The organism is Flavobacterium sp., from assembly GCF_035456085.1.
GTDB lineage: Bacteria > Bacteroidota > Bacteroidia > Flavobacteriales > Flavobacteriaceae > Flavobacterium.
Genome location: NZ_DATIDY010000092.1, coordinates 1 through 22,880, shown reverse-complemented (window position 1 = coordinate 22,880; position 22,880 = coordinate 1). Strand labels below are relative to the sequence as shown.

16 protein-coding genes are annotated in these 22,880 nt (G+C 35.1%); 11 read left to right on the top strand and 5 right to left on the bottom strand.

Annotation, left to right across the window (positions count from 1 at the left end):
• Nucleotides 1-9: 9 nt before the first annotated feature.
• From VLC96_RS07155 to VLC96_RS07120, 8 genes are all read left to right on the top strand, one after another.
• Nucleotides 10-1,527, top strand: a complete 1,518-nt coding sequence (locus VLC96_RS07155) for a RagB/SusD family nutrient uptake outer membrane protein (protein WP_325261702.1) — start codon at nucleotides 10-12, stop codon at nucleotides 1,525-1,527.
• A 382-nt stretch (nucleotides 1,528-1,909) separates the two neighbouring features.
• Nucleotides 1,910-5,044 (top strand): beta-galactosidase, LacZ type, encoded by a 3,135-nt coding sequence (gene lacZ, locus VLC96_RS07150; protein ID WP_325261701.1) that lies wholly within the window; start codon nucleotides 1,910-1,912, stop codon nucleotides 5,042-5,044.
• Between the two features lie 142 nt (nucleotides 5,045-5,186).
• The gene (locus VLC96_RS07145; protein ID WP_325261700.1) at nucleotides 5,187-7,409 is read left to right on the top strand and encodes an alpha-galactosidase; all 2,223 of its coding nucleotides are present in this window, start codon (nucleotides 5,187-5,189) and stop codon (nucleotides 7,407-7,409) included.
• 171 nt (nucleotides 7,410-7,580) lie between these two features.
• The gene (locus tag VLC96_RS07140; protein WP_325261699.1) at nucleotides 7,581-8,606 is read left to right on the top strand and encodes an aldose epimerase family protein; all 1,026 of its coding nucleotides are present in this window, start codon (nucleotides 7,581-7,583) and stop codon (nucleotides 8,604-8,606) included.
• A gap of 70 nt (nucleotides 8,607-8,676) precedes the next feature.
• Nucleotides 8,677-9,846, top strand: coding sequence for a galactokinase (gene galK, locus VLC96_RS07135; protein ID WP_325261698.1), 1,170 nt, complete (start codon nucleotides 8,677-8,679; stop codon nucleotides 9,844-9,846).
• Between the two features lies 1 nt (nucleotide 9,847).
• Nucleotides 9,848-10,897, top strand: a complete 1,050-nt coding sequence (locus tag VLC96_RS07130; RefSeq protein ID WP_325261697.1) for a UDP-glucose--hexose-1-phosphate uridylyltransferase — start codon at nucleotides 9,848-9,850, stop codon at nucleotides 10,895-10,897.
• Nucleotides 10,898-10,899: 2 nt separating this feature from the next.
• On the top strand, nucleotides 10,900-11,934 hold the full coding sequence (gene galE, locus VLC96_RS07125; RefSeq protein ID WP_325261696.1) for a UDP-glucose 4-epimerase GalE: 1,035 nt from the start codon (nucleotides 10,900-10,902) through the stop codon (nucleotides 11,932-11,934).
• A gap of 294 nt (nucleotides 11,935-12,228) precedes the next feature.
• Nucleotides 12,229-13,932, top strand: coding sequence for a sodium/sugar symporter (locus VLC96_RS07120; RefSeq protein ID WP_325261694.1), 1,704 nt, complete (start codon nucleotides 12,229-12,231; stop codon nucleotides 13,930-13,932).
• A 238-nt stretch (nucleotides 13,933-14,170) separates the two neighbouring features.
• On the opposite strand, the gene VLC96_RS07115 is transcribed toward VLC96_RS07120, so the two are convergent.
• From VLC96_RS07115 to VLC96_RS07095, 5 genes are all read right to left on the bottom strand, one after another.
• The gene (locus VLC96_RS07115; protein ID WP_325261692.1) at nucleotides 14,171-15,607 is read right to left on the bottom strand and encodes a gluconokinase; all 1,437 of its coding nucleotides are present in this window, start codon (nucleotides 15,605-15,607) and stop codon (nucleotides 14,171-14,173) included.
• Nucleotides 15,595-16,914 (bottom strand): gluconate:H+ symporter, encoded by a 1,320-nt coding sequence (locus VLC96_RS07110; protein ID WP_325261690.1) that lies wholly within the window; start codon nucleotides 16,912-16,914, stop codon nucleotides 15,595-15,597. The genes VLC96_RS07115 and VLC96_RS07110 overlap by 13 nt, the downstream gene beginning before the upstream one ends.
• A 105-nt stretch (nucleotides 16,915-17,019) precedes the next feature.
• Nucleotides 17,020-17,919, bottom strand: a complete 900-nt coding sequence (gene gnd, locus VLC96_RS07105) for a phosphogluconate dehydrogenase (NAD(+)-dependent, decarboxylating) (protein ID WP_325261688.1) — start codon at nucleotides 17,917-17,919, stop codon at nucleotides 17,020-17,022.
• Nucleotides 17,920-18,175: 256 nt separating this feature from the next.
• On the bottom strand, nucleotides 18,176-18,616 hold the full coding sequence (locus VLC96_RS07100) for a LexA family protein (protein WP_325261686.1): 441 nt from the start codon (nucleotides 18,614-18,616) through the stop codon (nucleotides 18,176-18,178).
• Nucleotides 18,607-19,881, bottom strand: coding sequence for a Y-family DNA polymerase (locus VLC96_RS07095; protein ID WP_325261685.1), 1,275 nt, complete (start codon nucleotides 19,879-19,881; stop codon nucleotides 18,607-18,609). The genes VLC96_RS07100 and VLC96_RS07095 overlap by 10 nt, the downstream gene beginning before the upstream one ends.
• Nucleotides 19,882-20,381: 500 nt before the next feature.
• On the opposite strand from VLC96_RS07095, the gene VLC96_RS07090 reads away from it, so the two are divergent.
• From VLC96_RS07090 to VLC96_RS07080, 3 genes are all read left to right on the top strand, one after another.
• Nucleotides 20,382-21,164, top strand: coding sequence for an L-fucose dehydrogenase (locus VLC96_RS07090; protein WP_325261684.1), 783 nt, complete (start codon nucleotides 20,382-20,384; stop codon nucleotides 21,162-21,164).
• 115 nt (nucleotides 21,165-21,279) lie between these two features.
• Entirely contained in the window at nucleotides 21,280-22,578 is a 1,299-nt protein-coding gene (fucP, locus tag VLC96_RS07085) for an L-fucose:H+ symporter permease (protein ID WP_325261682.1), read from the top strand.
• 71 nt (nucleotides 22,579-22,649) lie between these two features.
• Nucleotides 22,650-22,880: SDR family NAD(P)-dependent oxidoreductase (locus tag VLC96_RS07080; RefSeq protein WP_325261681.1), on the top strand; the 231-nt coding region annotated here is incomplete at its 3' end.

Genomic DNA, 22,880 nt, shown 5'->3' with positions numbered 1-22,880 from the left:
TCGACTAAAATGAAAAAGAAATTAATCATATTATTTTTTATAGGAGGACTTTTAACTATGAGTTCTTGCAGTGAGGATCTTGACCTAGGAAATCCAAATAAATTGACAAATGAATCTTTTTGGAAAACGCCACAAGACTTAGAATCAGGTGTTGCGACAATTTATAATGCTTTGGTAGATAACAATAATGCTGGTTATTGGGAAATACAGGCAATGCAATTAAAAGAAAACAGAACAGAAAATTTTATTGCACGTAATGACGTTCAAGGACGTTATGCGGTGTCTACTTATAAAAATAGTCCAAGTACCGGAGAAACAACAGGTATATACAAAACATGCTATATTGGTATATTCCGTGCTAATCAGGTGATTCATTATGCTCCGCAAATTCAAAATATTGATGAGACTAAAAGAAATCAACTAGTTGCCGAAGCTACTTTCTTAAGAGGATTGAACTATTTTAATCTAGTGATAGAGTTTGGTAGTGTGCCAATTTTTACGGATATCGCCGCTAATCAAGAGGATTATTTTAAAGCAAAATCAACTGAAGAGGAAGTATGGAAACAAGTAATTGCTGATTTTGAGTTTGCAGCAAATAGTGCTCTTACTGAAAATTATCCTGATACGCAAAAAGGGAGAGCGACAAAAAATGCAGCTATTGCTTATCTTGGAAAAACCTATTTGTACATGAAAAATTGGGCAAAAGCCGAAGAGCAATTTGCTAAACTAGTGAATAATGAAGCTACAAATGGTTACGGACTTTTGGATGATTATGCACAACTTTTTGATGGAAAACATGAAAACAGTAAAGAATCTGTTTTTGAAATCCAATTTAGTAAAGTAGGAGGAACAACTATCTGGGGAGGTGAACCATCTGAAAGAACGAGAGCTACAACTATGGCTCAGGAATTAGCTCCCGGCGAAGTAGGAGGTTGGTTCGAATTGTTGCCTACAAAAACTTTGCTTGATGCAATGACCAAAGAAAAAACAGTTACTGGTGAATTTGATCCTAGAGCTACAGCTACCTTGGCATGGAATTATCCCGGAAGTGTTTATTATACCTATGATTTTGCATCTAAATTTGGAGCAAATGCAATATGGATCAAGAAAAATCAAAATTGGTGGAATAAAGATGAAGGAGATTGGAAATCAGAATTAAATGAATATGCAATGCGTTATGCTGATGTTATTTTGATGCTTGCCGAAGCGAAAACAATGCAAGGAAAAGTTGCAGAAGCAGCTCCACTTGTGAAAAGAATCAGAGACAGAGCAAAGTTAGCTGATATTTCAATGGCAGGCTGGACACAAACACAAATGATGAATGAGATTATGCATCAAAGAAATGTGGAGTTTGTTCGTGAAGGCCTTCATTGGTATGATTTAAGAAGATGGGGTACTTTGGAAACTGTTATTAAATCTAGCTTAAGAGAAGGATATGCCAATTTTTCAGCCAAATATTTTTATTATCCAATTCCGGCAAGTGAGTTGAATAATAATCCAAAAATGACTCAAAACGCGCCTTGGTAATAGTAATTGTTTTTCTTAGTGATTAGTTTTTGGGTGTCATTTTTTAAAACTGCTGTAGAATTTTTTGGTTTAATAATACAGAAATTTTAATACAAGATGAATTTTTGAAAGTATTAAAAAAACAGTTTAATATTAATTAGTAATAAAATAATCTCTCAGATATATACTTTTTATAAATTAGATGTGATAATGAGAATAAAAATGGCACCCAGAGACTAATAAAAAACAAATAAAATTTGAGCAAATGATTAATTGTAGTAATACTGTAATTAATCATTTGCTCTTATTTGTCAGAATATTTTTTGTTGGTTGAAATGGTAATAATAATAAAAACAAATAAAGGTTGTTGGTATAAATAAGGATTTAATATAATTGATTGAATATGAGAAATAATACAATTTTAACTTGCTTTCTGGCTGTTTTTTCGCTGGCTGTCTTCGGACAAGAAAAGCAGGGAAATAATGATTGGGAAAACCCAGCAGTATTTCAAATTAATCGTGAGCCAGCAAGAGCCGCATTTTTACCATATGCTGATGAGCCTTCTGCTATTGCAGACGATTATACACGTTCGCCTTGGTTCTTAACTCTGGATGGTATATGGAAATTTACTTGGTCGCCAACCCCAGATCAACGTCCAAAAGATTTTTTCAAAAATGATTTTAATACCATTAATTGGGGAGAAATTTCGGTTCCTTCCAACTGGGAATTAAAAGGATATGGTATTCCAATTTATACCAATATAACTTACCCTTTTGTCAAAAATCCTCCATTTATAAACCATGAAGACAATCCGGTTGGATCGTATAAAAGAAGTTTTGAATTGCCTAAAAACTGGGATGGCAGACATGTTTTTCTTCATTTTGAAGGCGGAACGTCAGCAATGTATATTTGGGTAAATGGTGAAAAAGTAGGTTACAGCGAAAACACCAAAAGTCCAACCGAATTTGATATTACCAAATATGTAAAATCAGGAAAGAATGATGTTGCCGTTGAGGTTTATCGCTGGAGTGATGGGTCTTATCTAGAAGATCAGGATTTTTGGCGTTTGTCAGGAATAGACCGCGATGTCTACCTATATAGTACGGACGATGTTAGGATTGCAGACTTTTTTGCCCGTCCTGATCTTGATGCATCTTATAAAAATGGAAGTCTCGAGGTTGATGTGAAGTTAAAAAACATGAACTCGGCTAGTAAAAATAATCAATCTGTTGAAGCTAAATTAGTCGATGCTTCGGGAGAAACAATTTTCACCAAAACAACAAAAGTTAACATAAAAGCGAATTCTTTTGAATCAATTGTAATCAATCAGGAAGTAGCTTCTCCAAAATTATGGAGCAACGAAACACCCAATCTTTATACATTATTATTAAATGTAAAAGACGAAAAAGGAAAGCTTATTGAAACAGTTGGAACTCAAATTGGGTTTAGAAAAGTAGAGCTTAAAAACGGTCAACTATTAGTTAACGGCATTCGCATCATGGTTCATGGAGTAAATATTCATGAGCACAATCCTGTCACCGGACATTATCAGGATAAGGCTACGATGATGAAAGACATCAGACAAATGAAGCAATTGAACATCAATGCAGTTCGTTGCAGCCATTACCCAAACAATTTAATGTGGGTAAAACTTTGTAATCAATACGGTTTGTTTTTAGTAGATGAAGCCAATATCGAAAGCCACGGAATGGGAGCTGCGTTGCAAGGTCCTTTTGATAAAACTAAACATCCAGGATATCTTCCGGAATGGAAAGCAGCTCACCTGGATCGCATCTACAGTTTAGTTGAAAGAGATAAAAACCAGCCTTCGGTTATTCTTTGGTCGTTAGGAAATGAGTGTAGTAACGGACCAGTTTTTAAAGATGGATATAATTGGATTAAAAATAGGGACAAAACAAGATTAGTGCAATTTGAACAAGCAGGAGAAGAAGAAAATACAGATATAGTTTGCCCGATGTATCCAAGTATGGAGTATATGAAAGAATATGCTGCTCGCAAAAATGTAAAACGTCCTTTCATTATGTGTGAGTACGCTCATGCGATGGGAAATAGTACAGGTAACTTTCAAGAATATTGGGATGTTATTAAAGGCAGTGACAATATGCAGGGAGGATTCATTTGGGATTGGGTCGACCAAGGATTTGAAGTAAAAGATGAAGCTGGTCGCAAATATTGGGCTTATGGTGGCGATATGGGAAGTCAGAACTATACAAATGATGAAAATTTTTGTCACAATGGATTAGTTTGGCCAGATCGTACGCCACATCCCGGAGCTTTTGAAGTAAAGAAAGTGTACCAAGATATTATTTTTAAAAATGTCGATGTCAACAAAGGACTTATAGAAATCGAGAATGGTTTTGCCTACACAAATTTGGACAAATATCTTTTTAAATACGAAGTCTTAAAAAATGGTATAGTTATAAAAACTGGAGTTTTTGATGTTACGCTGGCTCCTCAACTTAAAAAACAAGTGCAACTTGATTTACCAAATATAACTGCTAAAGAAGGTGAAGAATACTTTTTAAATGTTTTTGCTTACGCCAAAGAAGGAACGGCTGTTTTACCTGAAAATTTTGAAGTTGCCAGAGAACAATTTTCATTAGCAGAAAATAAATATTTCGCTAAAGTTGCTGATTCAAAAGGGAAAGCAAACCTAACTGATGAAAACAATCGTATCACTATCAAAGCCGCAAATGTTGAGGTTGTAATCAATAAAAAAACTGGCTTGATGCAGCAATATAAAGCCAATGGAGAGCAGGTTTTCAATCAGTTGCCGGTTCCAAATTTTTGGCGTGCTCCTACAGATAATGATTTTGGAAATTACATGCATGTACGCAGCAATGTCTGGAGAACCGTTGGAAGAATTAGTGCTTTAGATAAAATAGAAGTAAAAGAAGATGCTGGTAAAACAACCGTTGTTGCTACACTTTTTTTAAGCGATGTAGCTTCCTATTATACCATTACGTATTCTATGGATGCCGATGGAAGTTTAACTATATTCAATTCATTTAAAGCCGGATCTAATCCATTGTCCGAAATGCCACGTTTTGGAATGTTATTTTCTCTTAAAAAAGAACTTGACAATTTTGAATATTATGGTAGAGGTCCTTGGGAAAATTATAATGACAGAAACACTTCTTCACTAACAGGAATCTATCAAAGTAAAGTTGCTGATCAATATGTTCCTTATACAAGACCTCAGGAAAATGGATACAAAACAGATGTTCGTTGGTTAACACTCACCAATGCTAATGGAAATGGAATCCAAATTGAAGGTTTGCAACCATTAGGAGTAAGCGCATTAAATAATTATCCAGAAGATTTTGATCCGGGTTTAACCAAAAAATATCGCCATATTAACGATATAACGCCTCGCCATGAAGTGGTGGTTTGTGTTGACTTAAAACAAAGAGGTGTAGGTGGTGATAACAGTTGGGGACAACTTCCACATGAGCAATATCTTTTAAAAGGTAAAGAGTATAGCTACGGTTTTGTAATTAAACCAATAAAAAAATAATCTTTGTTTCAAGAGATAAGTCACAGTTCCTAACAGTTTTCCAAACCCTGTTAGGAATTTTGGACTATTGAAAGTCCGTTGTTTTTATAACTCGTCCAGCATCTTGGATTTTCTACATAGATGACATTAAATAATAAAGATTATGAACGAAATATGGAGATCCTACTTTAACAGAAAGACAATATTCTCATTGTATTTCGTCTTAAGTGTCATCAGTTTATCAGCTCAAAAAGTAATTATTCCGATTGCTACAGAAAGTAATTTGATACTATTACAAACGGATAAAGAAAACCGACTTAAAACTGTCTATTTTGGAAAACCGCTCCAAAACAAAAGCGAATATTCATTAGTTTCAGAGGCTTATAATTTTAATGATGACAATGCTGGAATCTACAATTCGGCATATACGCCAGCAGGAACTTGGAATTTATCCGAACCTGCAATACAAGTTAAGCACGCCGATGGTAATCCTTCGTTGGAACTAAAATACGTTAGCCATAAAACAGAAAAAGTTGATGATAATTCCTCGCTTACTAGTATTGTTTTAAAAGATCCTAACTATCCGTTCGAAGTTATTTTGTCTTATAAAGTTTGGGCAAAAGAAAACATAATTGAACAATGGTCAGAAATAAAACATAAAGAGAAAAAAGCAGTTTTACTTCAAAAATTTGCTTCTGCTAATTTGTATTTTTCCAATAAAGATTTTTATTTAACCAGTTTTCAAGGCGAATATTTAAAGGAAATGCAGCCTATTGAAACGAAACTGCAACAAGGAATTAGAACGGTTGATTCTAAACTGGGAACAAGAAGCATGTTGTTGCAAAATCCTAATTTTATTTTGTCTTTTGGTAAGCCAGCATCCGAAAATGATGGAACCGTTATGTTGGGACAATTAGCCTGGAGCGGAAACTTTAAACTTGACTATGAAATTGATTCGTACAAAAATCTACGTTTGATTGCCGGAATCAATCCATATGCTTCGGAATATCTTTTGCAACCTAATGAAGTTTTTAAAACGCCTTCATTAGTTTATGCTTTATCAAATAATGGAACTGGCGAAGCGAGCCGTAATCTTTACGACTGGGCGAGAAAATACAGATTATTAGATGGTCAAGGAGAAAGACTTACTTTGTTGAATAACTGGGAAGCTACCTATTTTGATTTTGATGAAACTAAAATTTCTTCTTTGTTTAAAGATGCTAAAGATCTCGGAGTTGATATGTTTTTACTAGATGACGGTTGGTTTGGAAACAAATATCCAAGAAATGATGACAAGGCTGGACTTGGCGACTGGCAGGAAAATGTAAAAAAGTTGCCTCACGGTTTAGGTTATTTAGTTAAAGAAGCTAAAAAAGAGCAAATTAAATTCGGCATCTGGATAGAACCCGAAATGGTAAATCCTAAAAGCGAATTGTATGAAAAGCATTTGGATTGGGTAATTCGTCAACCACAACGGCCAGAGGTTTATTACCGAAATCAATTAGTATTGGATTTATCGAATCCCGAAGTGCAGGATTTTGTGTTTGGAATTGTCGACAATTTATTTGTCAAAAATCCTGAATTAGCATTTATAAAATGGGATTGTAATGCCGTTATTTACAACGCTTATTCGGAGTATCTTAATAAAAAAGGAATTCCCCAATCTAATTTGTACATAGATTATGTAAAAGGTTTGTACAAAGTTTTAGAAAGAATTCGTGCCAAATATCCAAAAGTGCCGATGATGTTGTGCTCAGGCGGCGGAGGTAGAGGCGATTATGAGTTCCTAAAATACTTTACGGAATTTTGGCCAAGTGACGATACCGAGCCTGTAGAAAGAATATTTATGCAATGGGATTATTCGTATTTCTTCCCGTCAATGGCTACTTGTAACCATGTAACCGATTGGGGAAAACAACCTCTAAAATTTAGAGTTGACGTTGCCAGCATGGGAAAATTAGGATTTGATATTGTAGCCAGTCATCTTAATGAAAAGGATAAAACATTCTGTAAGCAAGCCATTGCCAATTATCATTCTTTTAAAGATGTGGTGTGGCATGGCGATTTGTTCCGTTTGGTAAATCCTCATGAAAATGATATTTCAGCCTTGATGTATGTTAGCAAAGATCAGAACAAAGCTATTGTTTTTAATTATTTGGTAAATAGCCGTTTTAAAATTACTGCTACACCGCTTCCTGTTGTTTTGAAAGGTTTAAATCCAAATAAAAAATACTCGGTAAAAGAAATTAATTTATATCCCGAGACCACTTCATCAATCCAATCTGATGCTGTTTTCTCAGGTGATTTTCTAATGAAAACTGGAATTAATCCAAATGTGACTTTACGACGAACCAGCGTCGTGCTCGAAATAAATGAAGTTAAATAAGCATTTTGAGGATTTTATAACAAGATTAAACCTCGAATGACACACGTTCGAGGTTTTTTTTACAGAATGAAAAACTGGTAGGTACTGGTATGTAAGGTTTAAATATTTTTTTACTTTTGGATTTCAAAATTTCCAATAAAATTAATAGAAATTAAACGCAATTGACAAATTATGACTGCTTCAAATAAGGATTTATTCGGTTTAATGCCAAATGGAGAAGAGGTACACTCTTATGGGTTACAAAACGCTAATGGCATGAGTGTAAAGGTTGTAACGTTTGGGGCAACAGTGTCAGAATTGAAAGTTCCTTTGAAAAATGGAAAGAGTATCGATGTCGTTTTAGGTTTTGATTCATTAGAGGGTTATTTGCAATCGTTCCAATTAGCTGGAGCGCCATATATTGGTGCTACTGTAGGCCGTTATGCGGGAAGAATTCATAACAGTACTTTTAATTTAAATGGGCAAAAAATCCTTTTAAATAAAAACAACAATAACAATTCGTTACATGGTGGTCTTGTGGGATTTAGCCAAAAAGTTTGGACTGTAACCAATGAAACATTTGGTAAAGAACCAGCAATAACTTTGACTTACACCAGCCCAGCAAACGAAGAAAATTATCCAGGTGATTTGACTGTCAATGTTACTTACACCTTAACAGAAGCCAACGAGCTAAAAATTGATTACAGCGCCACAACAACAGAAGATACTGTTGTGAATTTAACCAATCATAGTTATTTTAATCTAGACGGGCATTCCTCAAATTTAAACGAACAGGAATTAGTAGTAAATACTGATCAAATTCTTGAAATAACAAGCGAAGGTATTCCAACTGGTAGGTATTTGCAAGTAGAAAACACCGAATTTGATTTCTTGACACCCAAAAAGTGCCCTTCAGTAATTGATAATTCATTTGTGCTACATAATAAAAATGAATTTGCAGCTTCATTATTTAGTAAAAAAAATAATTTAAAAATGATCGTATTTACCGATCAGCCGAGTGTTCATATTTATGTGGGAGGTAATTGTTCTAATAAAATAAAAGGAAAAGAAAATGCCGATTATCACCCGTTGAGTGGAATTTGTTTTGAAACTCAAAATTTCCCAGATGCACCCAATCAAGATCATTTCCCTAGCGCCTTGTTGAAAAAAGGAGATGAATACACACAGTTTACCACTTATAAGTTTGAGTCATTTTAGTAATCTTGGCTCTAATTTAAATTTCAATCAAAGGCTTTAGCAATTAAAAACAACAGTAATTTAAAATATAATGAACGATTTATTAATTAACAAAACGACTGCTTTCTTTCAGGAAAAATTTGGCAATGCTCCCGAAAAAGTGGTTCTTTCTCCAGGGAGAATTAACATTATTGGGGAACATATCGATTATAATGACGGATACGTTTTGCCGGCTGCAATCGATAAGATTATTTGTTTCGCTTTTGCAAAAAACAATTCGAATAAATCCAAAATTGTAGCCATCGATTTGAATGAAGAATTCGAAGTAGACTTGACGCGAGAAGTTGCATTGAGCAAAGTGGTTTGGACTAATTATATTTTGGGCGTTATCAAACAGTTGCAGGATAAAGGATTCTCTTTCGACGGTTTTAACTGTGTATTTAGCAGTAATATTCCAACTGGTTCAGGTTTGTCTTCATCGGCGGCTTTAGAATGTGGCGCTCTTTTTGGAATCGCAGCACTTTTTGATTTGTCAATTCCAAAAGTGGATATTGCGTTGATGGGTCAAAAAGCCGAGCATTGGGTTGGAATCAATTGCGGAATTATGGATCAGTTTTCGAGCGTGATGGGTTTGGAAAACAAAGTAATCAAAATCGACTGCAAAACATTAGAGTATACCTATCATGATGCCAATTTCAGTGATTATTCGTTGATATTATTTGATTCTAATGTAAAGCATTCGTTAATGACATCAGAATATAATGTTCGAAGAAAAGAATGCGAAGAGGGACTTTCTATCATTAAAAATAATTTTCCTGAAATCAGCAGTTTTAGAGATTGCGACGAAAATCATGTGCTTCAATTGAAAGATAAAATGTCGTCAAATGTTTTTGTAAGATGTCATTTTGTGGTCAAAGAAATTAAGCGTGTAGCATTGGCTTGTGAGGCTTTGGATAATGGAAATATCGAAGAACTTGGTAAATTGCTTTTTGAAACTCACGAAGGTTTATCCAAAGAATATTTGGTGAGTTGCGAAGAGTTAGATTTTATAGTTGATACTTTGAAAAAAGAAAAAGCCGTAATTGGTTCCCGATTAATGGGCGGCGGTTTTGGCGGTTGCACCATCAATTTGATTAAAAAAGGAGAAGAAGAAGCTATCAAAACAAAACTTTCTCAATTGTACAAAGAAGCTTTTGATATAGAATTGAAAATTTATGATGTAAAAATCGGAAACGGTACATCATTATATAAAACAAATTAAAATGAAAAATTTTGATATAAACGAAGATCCGCACAGACGTTTCAATCCGTTAATTAACGAATGGGTTTTAGTATCTCCACACAGAGCCAAAAGACCTTGGCAAGGGCAGAATGAGAAAATCCATTCTGATGAGCTTCCAGAATACGATCATACGTGTTATTTATGTCCGGGAAATGTTCGCGCCAATGGCGAAATCAATCCAAAATATGATTCAAGTTTTGTTTTTGAAAATGATTTTGCAGCCGTAAAACAAGAGCCAATTTTATTTGAAGAAGATACTAAAGCAACATTTTTTAAGGCGCAACCCGAGCGCGGAATTGCCCGAGTAGTTTGTTTTTCGCCAAAACACAACCTGACTTTGCCAGAAATGGATTTGCCTGGTATTGAAACGATCATTAGAACTTGGCAAAAAGAATACACTGAATTGGGAAATGTAGATTACATCAATCACGTTCAGATTTTTGAGAATAAAGGTGCAGTTATGGGATGTAGTAATCCGCATCCACACGGTCAAATTTGGGCGCAATCTTCTTTGCCAACTCAAGTAGAGAAAACGCAAAATAGCTTAAAAGCGTATTTTGAAAAAAACAATAGCAATCTACTTTTAGATTATTTAGCCGAAGAATTAAAACACGGAGAACGTATCGTGATTGAGAATGATCACTTCGTTGCTTTGGTTCCTTTTTGGGCAATATGGCCATTCGAAACGATGATTATCAGCAAACGTCATATTACAAAAATAACTGATTTTACTTCAGACGAAGTTTCGGCTTATGCTTCAATTTTAAAGGCATTAACGATAAAATACGATAATCTTTTTGAGACCTCATTTCCATATTCTTCAGGTATTCATCAAGCTCCAACTGATGGAGAAGAGCATCCAGAATGGCAATTTCACATGCATTTCTATCCACCGTTGTTGCGTTCGGCTTCAGTGAAAAAATTTATGGTTGGATATGAAATGATGGGCGAGGCGCAAAGAGATATTACACCTGAAAAAAGTGCCGCAGTATTGAAAGCATTAGCAGAGGTTCATTATAAAAGCAAATAAAAATGAGTAAGATAGTTGTTACTGGCGGTTTAGGTTTTATTGGATCACATACTGTCGTTGAATTGCAAAATCAAGGTTTTGAGGTTGTAGTAATTGATAATCTTTCGAATTCTTCAATCGAAGTTTTGGATGGTATAGAGCGCATTACCGGCAAAAAACCAATTTTTTCGGAAATTGATTTAAGAGAAAAAAAAGCAGTCCAGGATTTTTTCAAAGAGCACGATGATGTAGCAGGTGTAATTCATTTTGCTGCTTCCAAAGCGGTTGGCGAAAGTGTTCAAAATCCTTTGTTGTATTATGAAAACAATCTTGGAGCTCTGGTTTATATTTTACAGGAACTGGAAAAAAAGAAAGAAGCTCATTTTATCTTCAGTTCCTCTTGTACCGTTTACGGACAAGCCGAAGTAATGCCAATTGCCGAAAGTACTCCTGTTCAATCTGCTTTGTCTCCGTATGGAAACACTAAACAAATCGGCGAAGAGATTATTGCCGATGTTGTAAAGGTGAGCAAGATCAATGCTATTTTACTTCGTTATTTTAATCCGATTGGGGCGCATCCTTCGGCCGAAATTGGAGAATTGCCAATGGGAGTGCCGCAAAATTTAGTTCCGTTCATTACTCAAACCGCAATGGGTTTACGCGCCGAATTATCAGTTTACGGAAATGATTATCCAACAATAGATGGAACTTGTGTGCGTGATTATATCCATGTAGTCGATTTGGCAAAAGCGCACGTTATTGCTTTGCAACGCTTATTAAACAAAAGGAATGCTGCACCGTTAGAGGTTTTTAATCTTGGAACCGGAACAGGAAGTTCAGTTCTGGAAGTGATTTCCGCATTTGAAAAAGTTAGTGGACAAAAATTGCCTTACAAAATTGTAGCACGTAGAGAAGGTGATGTGACCGAAGCTTATGCAAATACCGATAAAGCTAATACAGTTTTGGGCTGGAAAACGGTTTCGACTTTGGATGAAGCAATCGCAAGCGCATGGAAATGGGAACAAAAAATTAGAATGAATCCAGAGTTTAAAGCCTAAAAATGCAATAAACTGCTACGAAAACCTTAGCATTCATAAAAATTTATCAAATAAATGTAAAAATCACATTTATTGCATTGCTGGTAATTTTTTTTATTTTACATTTGGCTTCAATATTCATAAAAAAAGTACGGAATAATAACAGATATTTTATTTTATGTTTGATTTGAATAAGGAAATGCTGTTTTTTATAGAAAATATATTTTAAATTGGCATCCTGAGAAACAAACCATTCATGCTTTAAAAAAACAAACAAATACCCATTTATATTAACACTTAAAAAACTAATTACTCATGAGTCAGAACCTTGCTTTTGCAGATTATGCAGTCTTTATTATTTATTTTGTCGTCGTAGCCGGTTATGGTTACACGGTATACCGCAAGCGAGAAAGAAACGAACACGATGCCAAAGCCTATTTCCTTGCTGAAGGGAGTTTGACATGGTGGGCAATCGGGGCATCATTAATTGCATCAAACATATCCGCTGAACAATTTATCGGGATGAGTGGTGAGGGATTCTTTTTAGGAATCGCTGTTGCCGCTTACGAGTGGCTTGCCGCTATTGCATTGATTATTGTAGCCGTTTGGTTTATTCCTGTTTATTTAAAAAACAAGATTTATACCATGCCCCAATTTTTGAAACAAAGATATAACGAATCAACAGCTTTGATTATGGCTGTTTTTTGGTTGTTTTTATATGTTTTTGTGAACTTAACTTCTATTTTATATTTAGGAGCTGTTGCTATTAATGGACTAACTGGAGGTGATTATCTTCATGCTATTATGATTGGTTTGGCTGTTTTTGCTTTAATTATCTCTTTGGGAGGTATGAAAGTAGTAGCTTATACAGATGTAATTCAGGTAGCCGTTTTGATTATTGGAGGTTTGGTTACTTCTTATATCGCTTTGACTACAGTAGCAGAATATTTACCAGATTCTGGTCAAGGTGCCATTGCCGGTTTCAAAGAATTGATGCGTCAGGCACCTGAGCATTTCAAAATGATTATTCCAGAACCTACTCAACAGGTTTCTACTGCCTTTACTCAAAATGATATCGATAAATACCTTACTTTTCCAGGATTAATGTCGTATGCGGCTGGTATCTGGATTATCAACTTGAACTATTGGGGTTGTAACCAATACATCACTCAAAGGGCTTTGGGAGCTGATTTGCAAACTGCACGTACAGGTATCTTATTCGCTGGATTCTTAAAATTATTAATGCCTCTTATCGTAATGTTGCCTGGTATTGCAGCTTTTGTATTATATAAAAACGGACATTTACCTCAATTGGTTGGAGGACATAAAGATGGAGCATACTCTGCAATGTTGACTTTCCTTCCTACAGGAATTAAAGGGTTGTCAGTAGCGGCTTTAACTGCAGCAATTGTTGCTTCTTTGGCTGGGAAAGTAAACAGTATTTCGACTATTTATACTTTGGACGTTCACAAAAAATACATCCAAAAAAATGCATCTGATAATGCTCAGGTAAACATTGGTAGATATACTGTTTTTGCTGCAATGCTTTTAGCAGTTCTATTTACTTGGGATGATTTATTAGGAATTGGTGGTGTTGGTGGTTTCACTTACATTCAAAAATATACGGGATTCATTAGTCCTGGAGTATTCGCAATGTTCTTCCTTGGTATGTTCTGGAAAAGAACTACTGGTGCGGCTGCTATTGTTGGAGTAATTGCAGGATTCTTATTATCAGTTTTATTCAATGAGTTTGCGCCTGCATTATTTGGAAACCAAACTTTCTTATACACAGCTTATCAAACTGCAAAAGGAACTTACGAAATTCCTTTCCACATTTGTATGGGATTATCATTCTTATTTACAATGATTTTGATGATTGGAATGAGTATGTTTGGACCAAAAGTAAATCCAAAAGCATTCGAATTGGATACAGAAATGTTCAAGTTAAAACCACAAACTACTGTAATGGTAATAATCACTTTGTTAATTATTGCCGCTTTATATGTGAAGTTCTGGTAGAAAATAATTTTGTTAGTTATTTAAAAAGTGTGAAGCTAAATTCGTTTAGTTTCACATTTTTTTTTGCTTAAAATTTAAGCTTCTGATGGTTTTTTTATGATTTAAATATTCGAATGTTTTCATTCCGTAGGACACGAGCGAAAGCGAATTGGCGAAGCAATCTCAGGTGATGTGTGAGTAACTAACGTGTGATTCATACCAAATAACAATATTGTATAAAAAGTGTTCGTATATTATTTTACAATCCTTTTAATAAAGAATGGACTTTCTTGAATTTGCTAAAAGAATCAGCATATACTTTTTGGTGCGCCTGATTAGGGAAAAAGATTTTTCCTGTTTTTGTTTGGTTCATTATAGTACTATCTATAGCTTTCATTCCTATTAAAACAGCGCCCCAAGCAGAACCTTCAATAGTTTGCGATGTTTCTACTTTCATCTGGAAAATATCAGCTACTATTTGCAGCCAGAATTCGCTCTTTCCGAATCCGCCGCTAGCCATAATAATTGTTTCCTTTCTTTTTTCAGGATCGGGTAATAAGATTTCTGTAATTTGAAATAATCCAAACAAAATACCTTCTAAAGTTGCCCTAACTAAATGTGCCTGCGTGTGTATAATCTGCATTCCCAAAAGAGTTCCTTGTGCCGAAGCATCCCAAATTGGGGCTCTTTCACCTAATAAATAAGGAACAAAAAGCAAGCCTTCGGAACCAGCGGGTATTTTTTCTGCTTCTTCAAAAAGCTGTTCGTAAGGAATAGTTGTTTTTAAAATTGCTTCTTTAAGCCATTGCAAAACGATAGCACCATTATTTACAGCACCCAAAGTAAGATATTGACTGTTCTCGAAATGGTAGCATTGTGTTCGCATTTGTGGATCTAAAAAAGGTTGGTCTATCGGCAGTCGAACGGCTCCGCTTGTGCCAATTGTCAATGCCATAAAACCTTTATCCATAGCTCCCGTTCCAAGATTAGCTAATATGCCATCACCGCCGCCTAGTATATATAGAAAATTATCTGAAAGACCTTTAGCTTGGTGTGTTACTTTGCAAATTGTAGGCAGTTGCTGAGGTTTTATTTTTAAAAATTCCAAAATTTCATCATCCCATTCCAAAGTGTGAATGTTTAAGAATCCTGTTCCTGAAGCCATCGAAGTATCAATAGCATATTCTCCCGTGAGATGATGCCAGATATATTCTTTTATACCAATGAATTTATATGTCTTTGAAAAAATATCGGAATCAAATTCTTTTAACCATGCTATTTTAGTGAAAGGCGAAAATGGATGAATTGGAATCCCTGTTTTTTGATAAAAATGATTTCCTTTTTCAGAAGTTTTAATTTTTTCGGCTATTTCGTTTGCTCTATTATCGGCCCATACGATAACATCGGTTAATGGTTTCCCAGTTTGATCAATTGCGATAATGCTTTGCATCGCGCCACTAAAACTGATAAATTGTGGATGAATATCTTTTGTGATTTCATTTATACACTTTAGTACTGTATCTAAAATCTCTTGTGGTTTTTGTATTGTCCAATTAAGTTTTGGATGATACATAGCATACGAATACGAAATCTGTTGGATTACATTTCCCTGCCCATCGAAACATACCGCTTTTGTGGCTGTAGTTCCAATATCAATTCCGATATAAACTAATTCTTCTTTTTTTATTTGATCCATATATTCAACAACAATACTCCAATTAATCCCATAACTCCAATAATGGTTTCCATAACTGTCCAAGTCTTAAAGGTATCCGAAACGCTGATTCCAAAATATTCTTTAAACATCCAAAAACCTGTATCATTAACATGCGAACACATTAAACTTCCTGCCCCTATAGAAAGTACCATTAATTCAGGACTCACTCCCGAAGCGATTACTAATGGCTGAACAATACCTGCCGCTGTTAATCCTGCTACCGTTGCCGATCCTAAAGCAATTCGGATTATAGTAGCAATCAGCCATCCTAAAAATAAAGGAGAAAGAGTAGAACTTTCAAATAATTTGCTTAAATCGGTTCCGATTCCGCTATCTATTAATACTTGTTTAAAAGCGCCACCAGCAGCAATTATCAAAATTATCATTGTAGCCGAACTTAATGCGGCACCAGACTTATCCATGATGTCCTGCACTTTTCTTCCACGCCAAATACCCAATGTAAATATAGCCAGCAGTATTGCAATTAACATTGAAGTGGTTGGGTTTCCTATAAAAAGTAAAATAGAGCGAAATGAATTCTCTTCTGATAATAAAAGTTCACTGAATGTAGCCGTCGCCATCAAAAAGACGGGAACCAAGGCCGTTAGAATACTAATTTTAAAAGAAGGCATTTCGGTTTCTGTGAATGTTGTGCTTTCAAATAATCCTTTTGGTGGAAAAGCATTAATCTTTTTTATCATTTCTGGGAAAACAATTCCAGCGACAAGAAGAGATGGAATGGCAACCATTAATCCATAAAGAAGCGTTTTTCCAATGTTGGCTTTAAAAATAACAGCAATAGCAGTTGGTCCGGGATGAGGTGGTAAAAAACCATGTGTGATAGAAAGTGCCGAAGCCATTGCGATTCCCAGATAAATAATAGGCTGTTTGGTGCTTTTAGCGACAGCAAAAACCATTGGAATCAAAATAATAAAACCGGCATTATAAAACATCGAAATTCCAACTGAGAAACCTGTAATCACCATCGCCCATTTGATGTGTTTAATGCCAAACGACTTAATCATTACGGAACTTATTCGTTGGGCGGCTCCACTGTCTGAAAGTAAATTTCCTAAAATAACCCCAAAAGCAATTATTAAAATCAAAGATCCTAACGTATTTCCGATGCCAAGTTGAATGGAATTTATTAAATCAGTAAAAGGCATCCCTTTTAAAATTCCTACGAAAAATGCAGTGATGGTTAACGCAATAAAAGCATTGAGTTTAGCACCGGAAATTAAAACTAATAAAACCAGAATGCTTGCAATCAGAATCAGTAAGGACATGAATTATAATTTTTAGAAGATAATTGGATTCAAATCGATTTTAGCGAAAACCTAACAGGTTTTTAAAATCTGTTAGGTTTGTTTGATAAAGAATTTTAATCTTTATTATTCATTTTTTTCTACAGCATGACCGCCAAATTCATTTCGAAGCGCCGCTACTACTTTTCCTGAAAAAGTATCTGACATTTGAGAACGGTAGCGCATCATGATAGAAAGTGCAATAACCGGGGTTGGAACGCCTAAATCCAAAGCCGTTTCCAGCGTCCATTTGCCCTCACCCGAAGAATGCATAATTCCTTTGATACCATCCAATCTTGCGTCTTTTGAAAAAGCACTTTCGGTTAATTCCATCAGCCAACCGCGTACGACAGAACCATGGTTGAATAGTTTAGCCGTTTTTTGAAAATCGATATCAAATTCCGAATGTTCAAAAACTTCAAATCCTTCGGCGATGGATTGCATCATACCATATTCAATACCGTTATGCACCATTTTGGTAAAATGACCACTTCCGGCAGCTCCAGTATAGAGGTATCCGTTTTCGATAGAAATATCTTTGAAGACTTGAGATACATAATCAAATACATCTGCATCTCCTCCAATCATCGTACAAGCGCCGTTTAATGCGCCCGAAGTTCCTCCGGAAGTTCCGCAATCCAAAAAGTCAATTCCAAGTTCTTTTAGTTTTGAATAACGACGTTTCGAATCATTGTAATTCGAATTCCCGCCGTCAATAATAATATCGTTTTTGGACAAATACGGAAGCAATGAATTGATGACCGAATCTACAATTTCGCCAGCGGGAACCATTAACCAAATTACTCTTCGGTTAGTTAGTTTTTTACACAATTCCTCGATCGTGTAGGCGGTTTCGATTCCTTCGTTACCAATTTTAGAGACAAAGTCTGCATTGACGTCCTGAGCAACTACTTCGTGATTGTTTCTTTTTAAATTTAATGCGAGGTTAAACCCCATTTTTCCTAATCCAATTATTCCTATTTGCATCGTGCTTATTTTCTGTTTGATTCGTAAAAATATACTTTATATCAATTGCAAATTATAATTTGGAATTTTAATTTATTATGATTTAAATCAAATATGTTAAATTACAGAGGATTTTTTAAAATGCAACAAGCTGGTTTAGAGGATTAAATAGTAAATAACAATCACTTTGGTTTGTTTTGTACTTAATGTATTTGCTGTTTAAAAGGTTAAAAAACTACAAATAATGAAATATAATTAATGCATTCCTTGTTTAGAATCACACTTTCTTTATAACATAAGTAACCATTCCCCAAATGATGAGCTGGTTTTCTTCGGTAACTTTTATGGGTTGGTAATTGGAGTTTTCAGGCATGAGGTACAAACAATCTTTTTCGACCTGAATGCGTTTTACGGTGAATTCGCCATCAATGCAGCAAATTGCAATTTTATTGTTTTGAGGTTCCAAGCTTCGATCAACAACTAGAACATCTTTGTCGTTAATTCCAGCATCAATCATAGAATTGCCTTTGACTTTGATGTAAAAAGTAGCCAAAGGATTTTCGCTTAACTCTTTATTCAAATCAATAGTAGTTTCCATAAAATCGGCAGCTGGCGAAGGGAAGCCCGCCGAAACTCCTTCATTTACATATGGAATTTGCAGTTCGCTTTCGAGATCAGGATGAAAGAAAGTTAGTTTTTGTTCTTTTTTTAAAGACATTCTATTTCTAATATTTTTTTAAAATCAGTGGTATATTTTGGCGAAAGATGATTCTGATTCATATTCCAAGTAAGCCTTAAATTTTGGCTGCCTAATTTTACTTTTGTGTCTCCAATTTTGTTATTCAGTTGATCCATCACTTTCATTAAAGCCAAATGTTTTGGATTTTCCTCATCAAATAGTTGCAATTGTTTTTTGTCTTCATCTATCAGTTCGGTAACAATTACGCCTGCTTTTTTGAATTTAAGACCTTCATTGCCTTCGAGTAATTTCTTCAACATTGCTACGGCGGCATTCGAAATAGTTAAAGTCGAATGAGTCGCAAAAGGTAATGTCACCGCCATATTGAAATAATATTTTGAAGTCTGAACCGTGTGTTTATCTACAACCAACATCACAATAATAGTATGGCAGCAAGAATGCTGTTTGCGCAATTTTTCGGCACAAACGGCTGCAAAAGTGGTTACTCGTTCCCGCAATAAATCAAAATCAGCGATTTGTTTTGGGAAACTTCTTGTGGTGCTAATGCTTTTCTTTTGTTCCGTTATTGGTTCCAAATCCAAAACCGATTTCCCTTCTAATTCGCACTTTAAACGTAAACCTACAACGCCCATTTCTTTTTTAATCCAAGCTTCATGCTGCGGTTGAATAAAGTCTAATGCAGTTTGTATTTTTCGGAGTTTGACTTTTTTGGTCGTGCGGTAACCAATGCCCCAAACATCTTCAATTTTGGTCCACTTCAAGGCTTTAAGACGTTTTTCTTCGCTATCAATTACATAAACGCCTTTTGTTCTGTCCTGGAATTTCTTGGCTATATGATTGGCAATTTTTGATAAAGCTTTAGTTTCGGCAAAGCCGATGCAAACTGGAAGACCTACCCATTTTTGAACCCTTTTTTTCATTTGGAGTCCATAATCATGATAATCGGAAATGTCCAAACCATCAAAATTCAGGAAAGCTTCATCGATGCTGTAAATCTCTACATTGGGAGTAAACTGCGCTAAAATGGACATTACACGATTACTCAAATCTCCGTATAAGGCATAATTGGAAGAAAATATATGAATATTCTTTTCCTGTATCAGTTCCTTAATCTGAAATGCTGGCGCACCCATCGGGACTCCAGCTGCTTTGGCCTCATTGCTTCTTGAAATCACACAGCCATCATTGTTGGATAATACCGCAATAGGTTTTCCGTTGAGTTTCGGCTGAAAAACACGTTCACAGGAAGCATAGAAATTATTACAATCGACTAAAGCATACATGCTGCAAAATTACTGAATACTGATGTATGCTTTTAAAAATTGAAAGTTAATTTTTGATGTTGTTGATAAATCACTAAGACAGGAATAATACCACATTTTTTAAATTTGGCTGTTTGGTTAATTAAGAAAATGATTAGGATTTTTTTAGTATTATAAGTTTAAAATTATGTAGTGTTAAATTTTATTGTTTAATTATTGTAAATTTAGAAAAAATGGTTAAACTTGTAGTCAACTTAACCATAAGGACATTTTTTTTTATGTAAAAGAACGAGCATTTGTCAAAAGATATTTGAGATGACTGCTATTTATGTAAAAAGATTATTGATTAAGTAATTAAAACCCGTTGAGTGAAATTCAGTTTAAATAATAAATGGCCACATAGATAGACTATGTGAAAAGTAAAATGACTATCACATTCTTTTTGAATACTGAAAATTCTATGTCTCTATGTGGTTAAAAAATATTTCACCCAACGGGTTAATTAAATCAAAAAGAAACAGATGCAATTATCACTAACCGATAAAATTATTGTAGTAACAGGAGGTGCAAAAGGCATTGGATTGGGAATCTGTAAAGTATTAGCTTCCGAAGAAGCAATTCCATTTATAGTGGGCCGCAATGAAACTGATAATATAGCTATAGTGAACGAAATTGAAGCTTCGGGCGGAAAAGCGTTTCAAGTAACAGCCGATTTGACGCGACCAGCCGATTGCCAATTTGCAGTCGATAATATTATCAAACAATGTGGACGAATAGATGGTTTGGTTAATAATGCCGGAGTCAATGACGGAGTGGGTTTAGAAAATGGAAATTACGAGGACTTTATGGCCTCGTTGCACAAAAACTTGGTTCATTATTATATGATGGCACATTATGCTTTGCCATTTCTAATTGAATCTAAAGGTGCAATTGTAAACATAGGTTCCAAAACAGCTGATACTGGTCAAGGCGGAACTTCTGCTTATGCTGCCGCAAATGGAGGGCGAAACGCCTTAACCAGAGAATGGGCCGTCGAATTATTAAAATATAATATCCGAGTGAATGCCGTAGTTGTTGCAGAATGTTTTACTCCACTGTATGAAACATGGATCAACACATTTGAAAATAAAGAAGAAAAATTAGCCTCAATAACTAGTAAAATTCCTTTGGGAAAACGCATGACAACAGCCGAGGAAATTGCCAATATGGTTGTTTTTCTTTTGTCTGAAAAATCCAGCCATACTACAGGACAAATTATATATGTTGATGGCGGTTATACGCATTTAGACAGAGCGATTTTGTAGCGATATTGGGAAGTTTAAAGACCTAACAGATTTTCCAAAACTGTTAGGTCTCTTAAAAGATCAAAAGCATTATAATCAATTTTAGTTCTATTATTTATAGTAAAAAATAAAATATATGACAAAAGCCCCACAACAGGATGTAGTAAATCAAGCCGTTTCTAATGGAAACAAAAAAATGGTTTTCCCTTTTATTTTAGTGACCAGTTTATTTTTCTTTTGGGGATTTGTACACAATTTGGATCCTATATTAATTCCTCATTTGCGAAAAGCATTTAACCTTTCGGATTTACAATCGTCTTTGATTGACTCTTCAGTGTTTATCGCCTATTTTGCTATGGCTTTGCCTGCTGGATATGTAATGCGAAAGTATGGTTATAAATCAGGGATTCTGATAGGATTACTTATGTTTGGATTGGGCTCTATTTTATTTGTGCCAGCGGCGAACTCGCTGGAGTACATTTATTTTTTGGGAGCTTTATTTATTATTGCATGTGGACTTACTTTTCTGGAAACCGCAGCCAATCCGTACGTGACTATTTTAGGACCGGCGAAAACCGCAACTAGGCGATTAAATTTTTCACAATCGTTTAATGGTTTGGCAGCTTATATTGCTCCAGCCTATATTGGTCCAATGATTTTGTCTGGTAAAAATTTGACACAAACAGAAATGGATGCGATGAACGCGCTAGAATTACATAGCTATCTTTTGGAAGAAGCGTCAAGCGTCAAGTTACCATATCTCATTTTGGGTTTGATTATTCTTATTGTAGCGGGTATTATTTATTTCACACCAATGCCAGATGTCAAAGACGAAGACAAAGAAGGTGTCCAGCTAGCTACTTTCACAGGAGCTTTGAAGTCCGCAAAATTGAGATGGGGAATTGTTGCTCAGTTTTTTTATGTGGGTGCTCAGGTATGTGTGGGAAGTTTTTTTATTAAAATGGCTACCACAACTGCTGCAATAGATGAAGATTCGGCAGCAAAATATTTAGGGTTTTATGGATTAGCATTTATGACTGGACGTTTTGCCGGGACATTTATCATGAAATATATTGATGCACAAAAGTTGTTAATGACGTATGCAATAATCAATATTCTGCTATGTGTTTTAGTTATAAATGGAAGCGGAATGATTGTCGTTTATGGATTAATTGCGATTGCCTTTTTTATGAGTATCATGTTTCCAACTATTTTTTCAATGGGAATTGAAGACTTGGGACACAATACAAAAATCGGTTCGTCATTAATTGTAATGGCTATTGTTGGAGGTGCATTATTACCACCGGTCTTAGGAATGATTTCAGATAAAACGGGAAATATTCAAAACGGGTATATCGTTCCGCTTCTTTGCTTTGTGGTAATAGTTTGGTTTGCTTTCGTAAGAAGAAAAGAAAGCAATTATGCCGTAAACTAAGGCAGCATGTTATCTCAAGGGACATTTCAAGGACCTTAATTTGTATATCAAAAGATTAAAATATTTAAATTATGTTTTCATTAAAAAATAAAAAAGCAATTATAACAGGAGGAGGAAGCGGAATTGGTAAAGCCATTTCGGTATTATTCGCCAAACAAGGAGCTGAAGTGCATATTCTGGAACTTTCTTTTGAAAGTGCACAATCTACAGTTGATGAAATAACAGCAAATGGAGATAAAGTGTTTGCTCATTCGTGCAATGTGGCTAATCAGCAGGAAGTAATCGCAACATTCGAGAAAATA